This is a genomic window from Pandoraea cepalis (assembly GCF_902459625.1).
GTDB classification, from domain to species: Bacteria; Pseudomonadota; Gammaproteobacteria; order Burkholderiales; family Burkholderiaceae; genus Pandoraea; species Pandoraea cepalis.
The window spans coordinates 15886-29472 of sequence record NZ_CABPRY010000001.1 but is presented as its reverse complement, the minus strand read 5'-3'; the positions used below and the strand labels follow the sequence as shown (position 1 = coordinate 29472).

The window sequence follows — 13587 nt, the reverse complement described above, 5'->3', positions numbered from 1 at the left end:
GTTGCGGTTGAAGCCACAGGTGGAGAAACCGCACTTTACGAGAAGGCGCCGGTGCCCGTAAGATGAGCGACAATTTGCCGACTGCGCGGTCGGTTAATATCGGGCCGGCGGGTTCAACAATGGTCAGAACAACGAATTCAAAATTTTTGCGAGGAGACCCAAATGAAACTGAAGTTGCTGTGCGTGGCGTCGGCGATGATGCTGGCTACGGGCGTTGCGAGCGCCCAGGTGAAGATTGGCGTGTCGCTGTCGGCGACCGGTCCGGCGGCTTCGCTGGGCATTCCCGAGAAGAACACCATTTCGCTGCTGCCCAAGACGATCGGCGGCCAGTCGGTGCAGTACATCCTGCTCGACGACGCGACCGACACCACGACGGCCGTCAAGAACATGCGCAAGCTGATCAGCGAAGATCACGTTGACGCCGTGCTCGGCTCGACGGTCACGCCGAACTCCCTGGCGATGGTCGACGTGGCGGCAGAGACGCAGACCCCGATGATCTCGATGGCCGCGGGCGCTGCCATTGTCGAACCGGTGGACGCCAAGCGCGCCTGGTCGTTCAAGACCCCGCAGAACGACATTCTGATGGCCACCGCCATTGCCAAGCACATGGCCGACAACGGCGTGAAGACGGTCGCGTTCATCGGCTTCTCCGACGCCTACGGCGAAGGCTGGCACAAGGAGTTCCAGAAGGCTGCCGATCTGAACAAGATCAAGGTCGTGGCCAATGAGCGCTTCAATCGTGCCGACACGTCGGTCACGGGCCAGGTCCTCAAGATCATGGCGGCGAATCCGGATGCCGTGCTGATCGCGGGTTCAGGTACGCCGGCAGCGCTGCCGCAGCGCACGCTCAAGGAGCGTGGCTACAAGGGCAAGCTGTACCAGACCCACGGCGTAGCCAACAACGACTTCCTGCGCGTTTGCGGCAAGGATTGCGACGGCACGTACCTGCCGGCGGGCCCGCTGCTCGTCGTCGACCAACTGCCTGCCGACAATCCGGTGAAGAAGTCGGCCGCTGCCTACAAGGTCGTGTATGAAAAGGCATACGGCGCGGGCTCCATCTCGACCTTCGGCGGTCACGCCTGGGACGCCGGTCTGTTGCTGCAGAGGGCCATTCCCGTTGCGCTGAAGAAGGCCAAGCCGGGCACGGCCGAGTTCCGCGCGGCATTGCGCGAGGCCCTGGAGAACGTCAAGGACATGCCGGGCACCGCGGGCATCTTCAACATGAGCGCGAAGGATCACAACGGCCTGGACCAGCGCTCGCGCGTGATGGTGGAAATCGTCAACGGCAAGTGGAAATTGGCGAACTGATGGACGCCGGGGCTGCCTATAGCTCACAGGCATGCCCCGCTGTCACCACCGATGGATCTGCGGTATCTGTGCCCGGTTGGACTGACCGGGCCGGAAGAACGGGCGTTCGCGCCCGTTTTTTTTGAGCGTGGTAGTTTCGCGCTTCGCAAAGAGACGGCAGGACATGCGTTTGCGAGCGGCACCTGAGAGGCCGCATTGTCCCAACCTGATCGCCGCCGCCCGGGGGGGCTGGCCGGCCGATCCTTTCGAGCGTAAATCCATGACGGGTGAATTCGAACACCGCAACCTATCGTTGGTGTTGTTACAGACGCGGGAAGCGGCAATGGGGCTGTTCCGCCCCTTGCTCAATCGTTACGACATCACGGAACAACAATGGCGTGTCATAAGGGCCGTCAACGATAGCGAATCCGGGGAAATGGAAATCGGGCAGGTCGCGCGGGAGTGCTGCATCCTCAGCCCGAGCCTGTCCGGCATGCTGGAGCGCATGGAGGCGTCGGGCCTCATCATTCGCCGTCGGATGGCTGTCGATCAGCGTCGCGTGATGGTGTCGCTCACGCCATCGAGCCGCGCACTCTGCAAAAAGCTCGGTCCGCTGGTCGAGGCGCGCTATCGCTATCTGGAAGACAAGGTCGGGCGAGACACACTCGCCGAGATCTACCGGCTGCTCGACGTCGTGCGCGAGGCCCTGCCGCCGGAGGTGCTGGCCGCTGCGCCATCGCTGCCGGCCAAGCCGCGTCGCCGCCGAAAGGTGGCGCAATGACCGTTTGCGGGAAACCTGGCATTGCGCGGATGACCGGTGCACGCCCGGTGCCGGTGGCGTGGACGGCATGGCAGGCAGCGACGTCACTCGAGACAAGACGTCGATGACTCAGTAGTCGCCCGAGTTTTACCAATGCATAATGATTTATACAATACATAATTCTGTGCGCTGTCACACGGGGACCGTGGGGGCGTAGGGATATGAAGGGGAACGGGGCGGCAGCGCGCTGCGCCGTGCATCACACCGGCTGTCTCGCCAGTCGGTTCAAGAAGTACTCAAACGAAGTGAGAGGAGCATGGATCTTTCGATTGCAGCCATCCTGGCGCAGGACGGCATCACCACGGGTGCGATTTATGCCTTGCTGGCATTGGCACTGGTGCTGGTGTTCTCCGTCACGCGCGTCATCTTCATTCCGCAGGGCGAGTTCGTGTCGTATGGCGCGCTTACGCTGGCGGCACTGCAAACCCAGAAGTTTCCGCTGACGAGTTGGATGCTTGTGGCGATGGGCGTATGTACGTTCGTCGTGGAGACGGCGGGCGTCTTGCGTCACAGCGAGCGTCGCAAGCTGGCGGGGCGCTTGGTGCCGACGCTTGCGGGCAAGTACCTGGTGTTTCCAATTGCCGCGTTCTTCGTCGTCAGGGCGTTGGCACCGATGAATCTGCCGATGCTCGTCCAAATCGCGCTCACGATGTTGCTCGTCGTGCCGATGGGGCCGATGCTCTATCGTCTCGCGTACCAGCCGCTGGCGGAGGCGAGCACGCTGTTGCTGCTGATCGTCTCGGTGGGCGTGCACTTCGCGCTGACGGGGCTGGGGCTCGTGATGTTCGGGGCGGAAGGCTCGCGCACGCAGGCGTTCTCCGACGCCAACTTCAACATCGGCTCCGTGATGGTGTCTGGCCAGAGCCTGTGGGTGTTGGGTGTCTCGGTCGTGATGATCCTGGCGTTGTACTTCTACTTTGATCGTTCGCTCTCGGGCAAGGCATTGCGTGCGACGGCCGTGAACCGGCTGGGTGCGCGGCTCGTGGGCATCGGCACGGTGCAGGCGGGGCGTCTGGCGTTCACGCTGGCCGCCGTGCTGGGCGTGCTGTGCGGCATCTTGATCGCACCGATCACGACGATCTATTACGAGTCGGGCTTCCTGATCGGCCTCAAGGGCTTCGTGGGCGCGATCATCGGCGGTCTGGTGAGTTATCCGGTTGCGGCGCTGGGCGCCATTCTGGTCGGCCTGTTGGAGTCTTACTCGTCGTTCTGGGCGAGTGCATACAAAGAGGTCATCGTCTTCACGCTGATCCTTCCCGTGCTGCTGTGGCTGTCGCTCACAAGCAAGCATGTGGAAGAAGACGAGGAATAAGCCGGGGCGGACCACAGAATGAAAAACAAATACTTCCTGATTTTCCTGGTGGTGCTGGCCGTGTTGCCGGTGCTGCCTGCACCCGTGCGTTTGCCTGAGTACTGGGTAACGCTGCTCAACTACATCGGTCTATACAGCATTGTGGCCATTGGTCTTGTGCTGTTGACGGGCGTGGCGGGCATGACGTCGTTCGGACAGGCGGCATTCGTCGGTCTGGGCGCCTACGCGACGGCCTATCTGACGACGGCCTATGGCGCGTCGCCGTGGCTCGGCCTGATCGTCGGGGTGATCATCACCGCGGCGGCAGCGCTTGTCATTGGCGCGATCACCATGCGCCTGTCGGGCCACTTCCTGCCGCTGGGCACGATTGCATGGGGCCTGGCGCTGTACTACCTGTTCGGCAACCTCGAGTTCCTGGGCAAGTACGACGGTCTGAACGATATCCCGACGATCAGCCTCTTCGGCAAGGAATTGGCGAGCGGGCGTCAGATGTACTACCTGATCTGGATCGTCGTGGTGCTGGCGGTTGTATCGGTCAAGAACCTGCTTGATTCGCGTCCTGGCCGCGCCATTCGTGCGCTCAAGGGGGGGGGCGTGATGGCCGAGGCGATGGGCGTGAACACTGCGTGGATGAAAGTGGTCGTGTTCGTGTACGCCGCCGTGCTCGCCGCCATTTCGGGCTGGTTGTACGCGCATTTGCAACGCGCCGTGAATCCGACGCCGTTCAACCTGAACCACGGCATCGAATACCTGTTCATGGCCGTGGTGGGGGGCGTCTCGCATGTGTGGGGCGCGGTGCTCGGCGCCGCGATCCTGACCGTGCTCAAGGACTACCTCCAGAACATCCTGCCGATGCTGTTGGGGGCGAACGGCAACTTCGAGACCATCGTCTTTGGCGTGTTGCTGGTGCTGCTGCTGCAATATGCGCGCGACGGCGTGTGGCCCTTCTTCGGCAAGATCTTCCCGGCGCGTCGTGTCGCGAAGGCGCCGGAGCAAGCGGATCCGCTGGGTCATCGTGCCAAGCCGGCGGTTGGCGAAGTGGTGCTGACGCTGGACAAGGCGCGCAAAGAGTTCGGCGGTCTCGTGGCGGTCAACGACGTCTCGTTCCAGGTCAAAGCGGGCGAGATCGTGGGCCTGATCGGGCCGAACGGCGCCGGCAAGTCGACCACGTTCAACCTGGTAACCGGCGTGCTGCAGGCCACTCGCGGAGAGATCTCCTTCCTCGGCGAGCGAATCGATCGGCTGCCGTCGCGCGAGATCGTCAAGCGCGGTATCGGCCGTACATTCCAGCACGTGCGCTTGATGCCGCAGATGAGCGTGCTCGAGAACGTTGCGATTGGCGCCTATCTGCGAGACAAGAACGGGCTGCGCCGACGTCCCCAGGGGGGCGTGTGGTCCAGCGTGCTGCGTCTTGATCGTCAGGAAGAAGCCATGCTGCTGTACGAAGCCAAGCGACAGATCGAGCGTGTGGGTCTCGGCGCGCACATGTATGACGAGGCGGGCAGTCTCGCGTTGGGCCAGCAGCGTATTCTGGAAATTGCACGCGCATTGGCGTGCGATCCGACATTGCTGCTGCTCGACGAGCCGGCAGCCGGCCTGCGCTACAAAGAGAAGCAGGCCCTGGCCGATTTGCTCAAGAAGCTCAAGGACGAAGGGATGAGCGTGCTGCTGGTCGAGCACGACATGGACTTCGTGATGAACCTGACCGATCACCTCGTCGTGATGGAGTTCGGCACCAAGATCGCCGAGGGCCTGCCCGAAGACGTGCAGAAGAACCCGGCAGTGCTCGAAGCGTACCTGGGAGGAGTGGAGTGATGGCAGACGCGATTCTGGAGGTCAAGGACCTCGCCGTGGCGTACGGCAAAGTCGAAGCGGTGCACGGTGCGCATCTGCGGGTGGGGGCGGGCCAGATCGTCACCGTGATCGGTCCGAACGGAGCGGGCAAGTCGTCCATGCTCAACGCCATCATGGGGGCATTGCCGCACAACGGCTCCAGCCGTGGGAGCGTCGCGTATCTCGGCCACGAGATGTCGGCGCTGGGCATCGAAGCCCGCGTGGCCCGCGGCATGTGCCTGGTGCCGGAAAAGCGCGAGTTGTTCTCGACGATGACCGTCGAGGACAACCTGTTGCTGGGGGCGTACCGTCGCAAGCGGGCGGGGGAGAAGAACTTCCTGGACCAGATGGAAGTCGTCTACGCCCTGTTCCCGCGTCTCAAAGAGCGCCAGAAGCAGCAAGCGGGGACCTTGTCGGGCGGTGAGCGCCAAATGCTCGCGGTGGGCCGTGCATTGATGGCCAAGCCGCAGCTGCTGATGCTTGACGAGCCCAGCCTCGGGCTGGCACCACTGATCGTCAAGGAAATCTTCCACATCATCAGCGACTTGCGTAATACCGGTGTGGCCACGCTGCTGATCGAACAAAACGCCCGCGCGGCGTTACAGGTGGCCGATTACGGCTACGTCATCGAGACGGGCGAACTCGCGTTGGAGGGCCCGGCGCAAGAACTGGCCAACAATCCTAAAGTCATCGAAACGTATCTGGGGCTGGCGAAGAAGGCTGCCTGAAGGGGGGGCGTCGCTTGTCGCGTTGGTACCCTCGGAGAGCCCGCCAGTTTGGCGGGCTTTTTCATTTCCGGAGGTTGACCGGCACCTGTCGGCGACGGTCATCTGCCCCTATTTTTTGACGAAGTGAGGGGCGCCATCCGCTGCACCGGTGGGCTCACTTATTCACAGTTGCTTGTGGATATTTGCAGCGCTGCAAAATCCATGGCGCACTGCCGCAATAAGGGGTTTGGCGATATTTTCGAGAATCTCAAGAAAATGACATTTGAGGTTATCCACAGAAAAGCAAATTCCCGAATGCGATTTGCGGGGTAAGCGGACACCTGTGGATATGCAGGTTTCAACGTGCGATGCCAGGAGGCGCTTTCGATTTTGTCGCGTCGCTTTTGCTTCCGAGGTTTTCACTTAGAGCGGGAGGGGAAACAAGGAAGCAGAAACGCCGCGTCCCTGCAATCAGGTGCCGTGCTCTCATCCGTCCGGGCGGTGGTAATTGATTGTTGGCACACTGATTCTGCTCCACCTCAAAGTCACTCCCTCAGGGCTCGGCCAATCCCACGACTACTGCATTCGATCTTTCAACCGCGTCCTCCATTGAAGTCCGCTGGCGCCGCCGAGATGAAAAAGGGGGCGATGAAATTCGAGGGTAAGGGGGTGGAGTCGTACCTTCACGTCGCGGAAAAGCCAGAGCATCCGCCGAGTCCACCCAACCACGTTTCACGTGAAACACCGAGTGACGATCTGGCGATGGTTGTCCTGGGGCAATGGATTGGCGGAGATTACCGGTGCCCTGACGGAGCGACTTTCAAGTGGAGCGCAGTCGGGGTGCCGGTAATCTCCGCTACCCGGAGGTGAGTGAGGGTGAGGGCGGAATTCGAGGGCAGGGTGGTGGGGTCGTGCCTTCACGTCGCGGTAAAGTCAAAGCATCCGCCGAGTCCACCCAGCGACGTTTCACGTGAAACCGTCCCCTACACCATCGTCGTTTTGCCAACGTTCCACGTGAAACACCTCAGCGGTTACAAATGATGCACCGCAATACCGCTATAATTCCGCCATTACCGAATCCAGAGAGTTTGCCGTTCGCGGCAATATGACGATGCTTTATCCGACCGAGTTCGACGTGATCGTAGTGGGTGGCGGCCATGCCGGCACAGAGGCTGCGCTCGCCTCGGCCCGCATGGGCTGCAAGACGCTTCTGCTCACCCATAACATCGAGACCCTCGGTCAGATGAGCTGCAATCCCTCCATCGGCGGGATCGGCAAAGGCCATCTCGTCAAAGAGGTCGATGCACTGGGCGGGGCCATGGCCGCCGCGACCGACGAGAGCGGTATCCAGTTTCGCATCCTGAATTCGTCCAAAGGGCCGGCTGTGCGCGCCACCCGTGCCCAAGCCGACCGAATTCTCTACAAGCAGGCTATCCGCCATCGCCTCGAGAATCAGCCCAATCTCTGGCTCTTCCAGCAAGCCGTCGAAGACCTCATCGTCGAAGGCGAACGTGTCGTAGGCGCCATCACCCAAGTGGGGCTGCGTTTCCGCGCCCGCGCCGTGGTTCTCACCGCCGGCACCTTCCTCGACGGCAAAATCCACGTCGGGCTGAACAACTACGTTGGCGGGCGCGCCGGAGACCCGGCCGCCGTCAGCCTGTCCGCTCGCCTCAAAGAGTTGAAACTACCGCAAGGTCGGTTGAAAACCGGTACGCCGCCACGCATCGACGGCCGTTCCATCGACTTCTCCGTTCTCGAAGAGCAGCCCGGTGACCTCGATCCCGTTCCCGTGTTCTCGTTTCTTGGCCGCCCCGAACAGCATCCGCGCCAAGTGCCCTGCTGGGTCACCCACACCAACGAGCACACCCACGATATCATCCGCGGCGGACTCGACCGGTCGCCCATGTACACCGGCGTCATCGAAGGCGTCGGTCCGCGCTATTGTCCGTCCATCGAAGACAAGATTCACCGCTTCGCCGACAAGACGTCGCACCAGATCTACCTCGAACCCGAAGGCCTCACCACCAACGAGTTCTACCCCAACGGCATCTCCACCAGCCTGCCGTTCGATGTACAACTCGAACTCGTCCGCTCGATGAAAGGCATGGAGAATGCCTACATCCTGCGTCCAGGCTATGCCATCGAATACGACTACTTCGATCCCCGTGGGCTGCGCAGCTCGCTCGAAACCCGCGTCATCTCCGGGCTCTTCTTCGCGGGTCAGATCAACGGAACCACGGGCTACGAAGAGGCCGCCGCCCAAGGGCTGCTCGCCGGCATCAACGCCGCGTTGCAAGTACAAGGCCGTGATGCCTGGTGTCCGCGCCGCGATCAGGCGTACCTTGGCGTGCTCGTCGACGACCTGATTACGCGTGGTGTCTCCGAACCCTACCGCATGTTCACCAGCCGCGCCGAGTATCGCCTGTCGCTGCGTGAAGACAATGCCGACATGCGCCTGACCGAAGTCGGCCGCGAACTCGGTGTCGTCGACGATACGCGCTGGGAATCGTTCTGCCGCAAACGCGATGCTGTTTCACGTGAAACAGAACGTCTCAAATCGACGTGGGTGACACCGAAAACCTTCCCGGCCGAAGATGCCGTGCCGCTGCTCGGCAAAGCCATCGACCATGAATACTCGCTGGCCGATTTGCTGCGTCGCCCGGAAGTTGGCTACGACGCCCTCATGGCCGTGCAGGGCGGCCGTCTTGCCGCCGAAACAGCGCTCTCCGACGATCCGCTGCAAGCAAACCAGATTCGTGAACAGATCGAGATCGCCGCCAAGTATCAGGGCTACATCGACCGCCAGGCCGACGAGATCGTGCGTAAGGAAGCCAACGAAAACACCGTGCTGCCGGCCAACATCGACTACAACGAGGTGCGCGGGCTGTCGATCGAAGTGCGCCAGAAGCTGGGCGCGCAGCGGCCTGAGACACTGGGCCAGGCATCGCGTATCTCCGGCGTGACGCCCGCCGCGATCTCGCTGCTGATGATCCACCTCAAGAAGGGTCTCGGACGCCGTCGCGCGTCAGGGGAAGCGACCGCTGCCGCCGATGACGGCGACGCACACGCAGCCTGACGCGGAGCCCTCATGACCGATCCGCGACGTTCCGCCGACAACGGCGGCAATGAGCTGGCCGTGCTCTTGGCCGACGGCATCCGGCAACTTGGCCTGTCCATCAGCGACGCACAACAGCAGCGCCTGCTCGACTATCAGGCGTTGCTGGCGAAATGGAATGCCTCGTTGCAGATGACCTCCATCCGCGATCCGCGCCAGATGGTCGTCAAGCACCTGCTCGATTCGCTCTCTATTCTGCCGCGCCTTGACCGTGAGCCAATTTCACGTGTGCTTGACGTGGGCTCAGGCGGTGGGCTACCCGGCGTGGTGCTCGCGATTGTGCGTCCCGACTGGCAAGTGACGGTCAACGACATCGTGCACAAAAAAACAGCGTTCCTCACACAGGCCCGCGCGACATTCAAGTTGAGCAATCTGACGGTCGTGACCGGCCGGGTCGAGTCACTCGTTGTTGGCAAGGAAGTGAGCGCCCCTTTCGACGCCATCGTGTCGCGCGCCTTTGCTGAGCTGACCGATTTCGTCACCCTCGCGGGAGCCTTGCTGGCTCCTGACGGCAGCTTCTGGGCCATGAAAGGCGTGGCGTCCGAGAGCGAACTCACGCTGCCGACCGGCTACGCACTGGTTGAGCGCCTGGCGCTGAACGTCCCATTTCTCGACGCCGAGCGTCATTTGCTTCGCGTGAAGGTAACAGCATGAATAAGATGACCCGCTGGGCAGGGGCCGTCATGGTCAGTTTTTCGGTGGTTGCCGCGGTCGCATGGGGTCAATCCGGACAAGAATCGCTGACGACACGCGTGCGGCCGGTACAGAAGATCGACAAAGCGCGCTACGTCGGCACCTGGTACGAAATCGCACGCTATCCGAATTTCTTCGAGCGAAAATGTGTGTCGGACGTGACGGCGCAGTATGCCGCGCGACCGGACGGGCGGATCGAAGTCATCAACCGATGCCGCAAGGACGACGGTACGTGGGTCAGCGATACCGGTCTGGCACGCACCGATGGGCAGGGCACCGGCACGGCTCGCTTCAAGGTGACGTTCGCGCCGCAATGGTTGCACTGGATTCCCTGGCTTTGGGCGAACTACTGGGTTATCGTGCTCGACGACGACTATCAGTTTGCCGCTGTCGGAGAGCCCGGTCGCGAGTACCTCTGGGTCCTCTCGCGAACGCCGTCGATGGACGACAACGCACTGAATCAAATGCGTGCCCAGTTGCGCAAGCAGGGCTACGACACGGACAAACTGGTGTTGACGCCCCAAAAGGCGAGCGCTCCAGTAGTACCGCCCGTCGGCGCATCTGACGCCGGTCAGCGAAGGCAATAACTGAGCTTTACTCAGATAATCGAATTTGCGGGACGGAGCGAATCGCGCAAGTCGTGCCTCAGCCAGCCGGCGGTCGCTGGCGGCACGGCGCGTTCGCACCGGTTTCATCCCGGCGTCATCTGCATCAATCGCATCAACACGGCAGCATTCGGAGGACTACATCGGCATGGCGAAAATTTTCTGCGTGGCCAATCAGAAGGGCGGCGTCGGCAAGACGACCACCACGGTGAACCTCGCTGCCGGACTGGCGTCGCACGGGCAGCGTGTCCTGTTGGTCGACCTTGATCCGCAGGGCAATGCGACGATGGGCAGCGGCATCGACAAAGCCGCTCTCGAATCGAGCGTGTACGAAGTGCTGGTGGACGGTGCCGATGTGGTCGCGAGTTGCCAGCGCTCTGAGTCGGGGAGTTACGATGTGCTGCCCGCGAACCGTGAACTCGCGGGAGCGGACGTGGAACTCGTCTCGCTCGACAATCGCGACACCCGATTGAAGCTGGCGCTCGCCAAAGTCGACGACGCGTACGATTTCGTCCTCATCGACTGCCCGCCCACGCTTTCGCTGCTCACCCTCAACGGCTTGTGCGCGGCGCACGGCGTGATCATTCCGATGCAGTGCGAATATTTCGCGCTCGAAGGGTTGTCGGATCTCGTCAATACGATCAAGCAAGTGCACGCGAATCTGAACCGCGACCTGCAGGTGATCGGCCTGCTGCGCGTGATGTTCGATCCGCGCATCACGCTGCAGCAACAAGTCTCGGACCAGCTCAAGGAGCACTTCGGAGACAAGGTATTCAACGCGATCATTCCGCGCAATGTGCGACTCGCTGAAGCGCCGAGCTACGGCATGCCGGGCGTCGTTTTCGATCCCGCATCGCGTGGCGCGAAGGCATATCTGCAATTCGGCGCGGAAATGATCGCGCGTATTCAAACTATGTAAGGCGCATTCGCGCAGGAACGCATTCACATGGCGACCAAACCCACCGCACTGAAGAAAAAGGGCCTGGGCCGCGGCCTCGAAGCCCTGCTCGGCGCCCACGCCGATAATCACAACGGCGCGACCGACGCGCGCGCCGACGGCGCACCGTCGGTCATGTCGCTCGAGCGCCTTCAGGCCGGCAAGTATCAGCCTCGCACACGCATGGACGAGGGCGCATTGCAGGAACTCGCCGCGAGCATTCGCGCGCAGGGCCTGATGCAGCCGATTCTGGTGCGTCCCGTCGATGGTGAGAAGTACGAAATTATTGCGGGCGAGCGACGTTTTCGTGCCGCACGTATCGCCGGACTGGCCGAAGTGCCGGTGCTCGTGCGCGACGTGCCCGACGAAGCCGCCGCCGCGATGGCGCTCATCGAGAATATTCAGCGCGAAGACTTGAATCCGCTCGAAGAAGCGCAAGGCATTCAGCGTCTGCTCGGCGAGTTCAACTACACGCACGAGCAAGCCGCCGAATCGCTTGGCCGCTCGCGCAGCGCGGTGTCAAATCTGTTGCGCCTGCTCAATCTCGCGCATCCCGTGCAGACGATGCTGCTCGCGGGCGATCTCGACATGGGGCACGCGCGTGCGCTGCTCTCCGTCGACGCCGCCACGCAGATCACGCTCGCCAATCAAGTGGTGAACAAGCGCCTGTCGGTGCGCGACACGGAGCGCATCGTCAATGCGTCGCTCAAGCCGCAGGGAGACGGGATTCGTCGTCGCTCGGCGGAAGAGGGCGGTCGCGACGTGACGCGTCTCGAAGAAGAGTTGTCGGATTTGCTCGCGTCGAACGTCAAGATCAAGGTCGGCCGCAAAGGCGCCGGACAACTCATGATTGAATTCGGCAGCCTCGACTCGCTCGACGGCATTCTCGCGCGCATTCGTGCCGAATGACGTCGGTGTGCTGAGCGTCCTCTCGTGAGCGATCCCGCGGGCAAGTCCGTGGAGCCGACGAAGGCGAACCCGTCGCAGACGTCGGCCGTGCCTGCTTCATCGTCATCGGCAGCGCCATCGTCACAGCACGGTACCGCAGCGACGCGTGTATTGCGCGCCCTGCGCGCAACCTACGAGCGCGTGCGCGGCGATCGCGTGCTGGTCATCCTGCTCGTGGGATTCGTCGCCTTGCAGATAGCCCGGCCGGCGAGCCTTGGGGACCTGTTCGCACGCATCGATCAGCACACGATTCTCACGCTCGCCGGATTGCTGATGCTCACGCGCGCGATCGATCAGAGCGGCTTCCTCGATTGGCTTGCCCAGCGGTTGCTGCGGGCGTTTCGCACCGAGCGACGTCTCGCGCTGTTGATGGTGGCGTTCGCCGCGGCCCTCTCCACGCTGCTCACCAACGACGTTGCCCTCTTTGCCGTCGTGCCGCTCGCGCAGTCGCTCGCACGCATTGCGCCCGTGCGGATTGAACGGCTGATCATCTTCCTCGCGCTAGCGGTCAATGCCGGCTCGAGCCTTACGCCGCTCGGCAATCCGCAGAATCTCTTCCTGTGGCAACACAGTGGCATGGGCTTCGGTGCTTACGTCGTCATGATGACGCCTCTGACGTTGGCGCTCATGGCCGTGTTGCTCGTGACGTGTGCGATGGCGTTCGATTCCCGTGTCCTGCATTTTCAGCGGCGCGGCCCCGCGCATGACGTGCGCTGGCCGTTGCTGTGGGTCGCCCTGGCGCTGTTCGTGGCATTCGTGGTGCTGGCGGATCACGGCGCTGCCACCTGGGCCTGTGCGGGGGTGGCGGCGGTCCTGCTGGTCGCGCGGCGCAACGCGGTCTTCGGTATCGACTGGTTGCTGCTTGCCATCTTCGTGCTGATGTTCGTGGTGCTGCGAGGGGTGGCCGGGTTACCCGAGGTGCGCGCGACGCTCGGTCAGGTGGATTTGTCCGGATCCGGCATGGCCTATATGGGGGCCGCGGTGCTGTCGCAGTTCATCAGCAACGTTCCCGCCGCGATCCTGCTCGCGGAGTACAGTCACAACTGGCCGGCGCTTGCGCATGGTGCGGCGGTCGGTGGCTTCGGCCTTGCAATCGGTTCGTTAGCCAACCTGATTGCATTGCGCATGGCGAAATCGGACAAGATCTGGTGGCGCTTTCATTGGCTCTCCCTGCCGTTTTATCTGGTGGCACTGTGTGTCGGATACGTTGCCCTCAAATGGGGATAATCGCGCATCGAAAGACGTCAAGTCGCAGCGATTGCGCAGCGTTTGGGGCATTTGCCGCGCTGCACCATGAGGAAAATCGGGCTCCTTGAGAGTTGGCGCCAAA

The 13587-nt window shown here is 62.2% G+C and carries 11 protein-coding genes; all 11 read left to right on the top strand.

Annotation, left to right across the window (positions count from 1 at the left end):
• Positions 1–162: 162 nt before the first annotated feature.
• Positions 163–1308, top strand: a complete 1146-nt coding sequence (locus PCE31107_RS00140; protein WP_017233833.1) for an ABC transporter substrate-binding protein — start codon at positions 163–165, stop codon at positions 1306–1308.
• 259 nt (positions 1309–1567) lie between these two features.
• Entirely contained in the window at positions 1568–2068 is a 501-nt protein-coding gene (gene hpaR, locus PCE31107_RS00135) for a homoprotocatechuate degradation operon regulator HpaR (protein WP_150605753.1), read from the top strand.
• Between the two features lie 295 nt (positions 2069–2363).
• Complete coding sequence (locus PCE31107_RS00130; RefSeq protein WP_017233831.1) at positions 2364–3419, top strand: branched-chain amino acid ABC transporter permease; 1056 nt, start codon at positions 2364–2366, stop codon at positions 3417–3419.
• A gap of 18 nt (positions 3420–3437) precedes the next feature.
• Complete coding sequence (locus PCE31107_RS00125) at positions 3438–5234, top strand: branched-chain amino acid ABC transporter ATP-binding protein/permease (protein ID WP_017233830.1); 1797 nt, start codon at positions 3438–3440, stop codon at positions 5232–5234.
• A complete protein-coding gene (locus PCE31107_RS00120) occupies positions 5234–5980 on the top strand; it encodes an ABC transporter ATP-binding protein (RefSeq protein ID WP_017233829.1) in 747 nt (248 codons plus the stop codon). The genes PCE31107_RS00125 and PCE31107_RS00120 overlap by 1 nt, the downstream gene beginning before the upstream one ends.
• Positions 5981–7070: 1090 nt before the next feature.
• Positions 7071–9035 (top strand): tRNA uridine-5-carboxymethylaminomethyl(34) synthesis enzyme MnmG, encoded by a 1965-nt coding sequence (mnmG, locus tag PCE31107_RS00115; protein WP_150605751.1) that lies wholly within the window; start codon positions 7071–7073, stop codon positions 9033–9035.
• A 12-nt stretch (positions 9036–9047) separates the two neighbouring features.
• Complete coding sequence (gene rsmG, locus PCE31107_RS00110; RefSeq protein ID WP_150605749.1) at positions 9048–9728, top strand: 16S rRNA (guanine(527)-N(7))-methyltransferase RsmG; 681 nt, start codon at positions 9048–9050, stop codon at positions 9726–9728.
• Positions 9725–10354, top strand: coding sequence for a lipocalin family protein (locus tag PCE31107_RS00105; protein WP_150605747.1), 630 nt, complete (start codon positions 9725–9727; stop codon positions 10352–10354). The genes rsmG and PCE31107_RS00105 overlap by 4 nt, the downstream gene beginning before the upstream one ends.
• Positions 10355–10520: 166 nt before the next feature.
• On the top strand, positions 10521–11291 hold the full coding sequence (locus PCE31107_RS00100; protein ID WP_150605745.1) for a ParA family protein: 771 nt from the start codon (positions 10521–10523) through the stop codon (positions 11289–11291).
• A gap of 27 nt (positions 11292–11318) precedes the next feature.
• Positions 11319–12218, top strand: coding sequence for a ParB/RepB/Spo0J family partition protein (locus tag PCE31107_RS00095; protein ID WP_150605743.1), 900 nt, complete (start codon positions 11319–11321; stop codon positions 12216–12218).
• 150 nt (positions 12219–12368) lie between these two features.
• Positions 12369–13484, top strand: a complete 1116-nt coding sequence (locus tag PCE31107_RS00090; RefSeq protein WP_130028022.1) for an SLC13 family permease — start codon at positions 12369–12371, stop codon at positions 13482–13484.
• The last annotated feature ends 103 nt before the right edge of the window (positions 13485–13587 follow it).

Excerpts from the sequence above, each read along its gene's own strand:
- PCE31107_RS00140 (WP_017233833.1), top strand. The coding sequence starts at position 163 with ATGAAACTGAAGTTGCTGTGCGTGGCGTCGGCGATGATGCTGGCTACG.
- hpaR (WP_150605753.1), top strand. The coding sequence starts at position 1,568 with ATGACGGGTGAATTCGAACACCGCAACCTATCGTTGGTGTTGTTACAG.
- PCE31107_RS00130 (WP_017233831.1), top strand. The coding sequence starts at position 2,364 with ATGGATCTTTCGATTGCAGCCATCCTGGCGCAGGACGGCATCACCACG.
- PCE31107_RS00125 (WP_017233830.1), top strand. The coding sequence starts at position 3,438 with ATGAAAAACAAATACTTCCTGATTTTCCTGGTGGTGCTGGCCGTGTTG.
- PCE31107_RS00120 (WP_017233829.1), top strand. The coding sequence starts at position 5,234 with ATGGCAGACGCGATTCTGGAGGTCAAGGACCTCGCCGTGGCGTACGGC.
- mnmG (WP_150605751.1), top strand. The coding sequence starts at position 7,071 with ATGCTTTATCCGACCGAGTTCGACGTGATCGTAGTGGGTGGCGGCCAT.
- rsmG (WP_150605749.1), top strand. The coding sequence starts at position 9,048 with ATGACCGATCCGCGACGTTCCGCCGACAACGGCGGCAATGAGCTGGCC.
- PCE31107_RS00105 (WP_150605747.1), top strand. The coding sequence starts at position 9,725 with ATGAATAAGATGACCCGCTGGGCAGGGGCCGTCATGGTCAGTTTTTCG.
- PCE31107_RS00100 (WP_150605745.1), top strand. The coding sequence starts at position 10,521 with ATGGCGAAAATTTTCTGCGTGGCCAATCAGAAGGGCGGCGTCGGCAAG.
- PCE31107_RS00095 (WP_150605743.1), top strand. The coding sequence starts at position 11,319 with ATGGCGACCAAACCCACCGCACTGAAGAAAAAGGGCCTGGGCCGCGGC.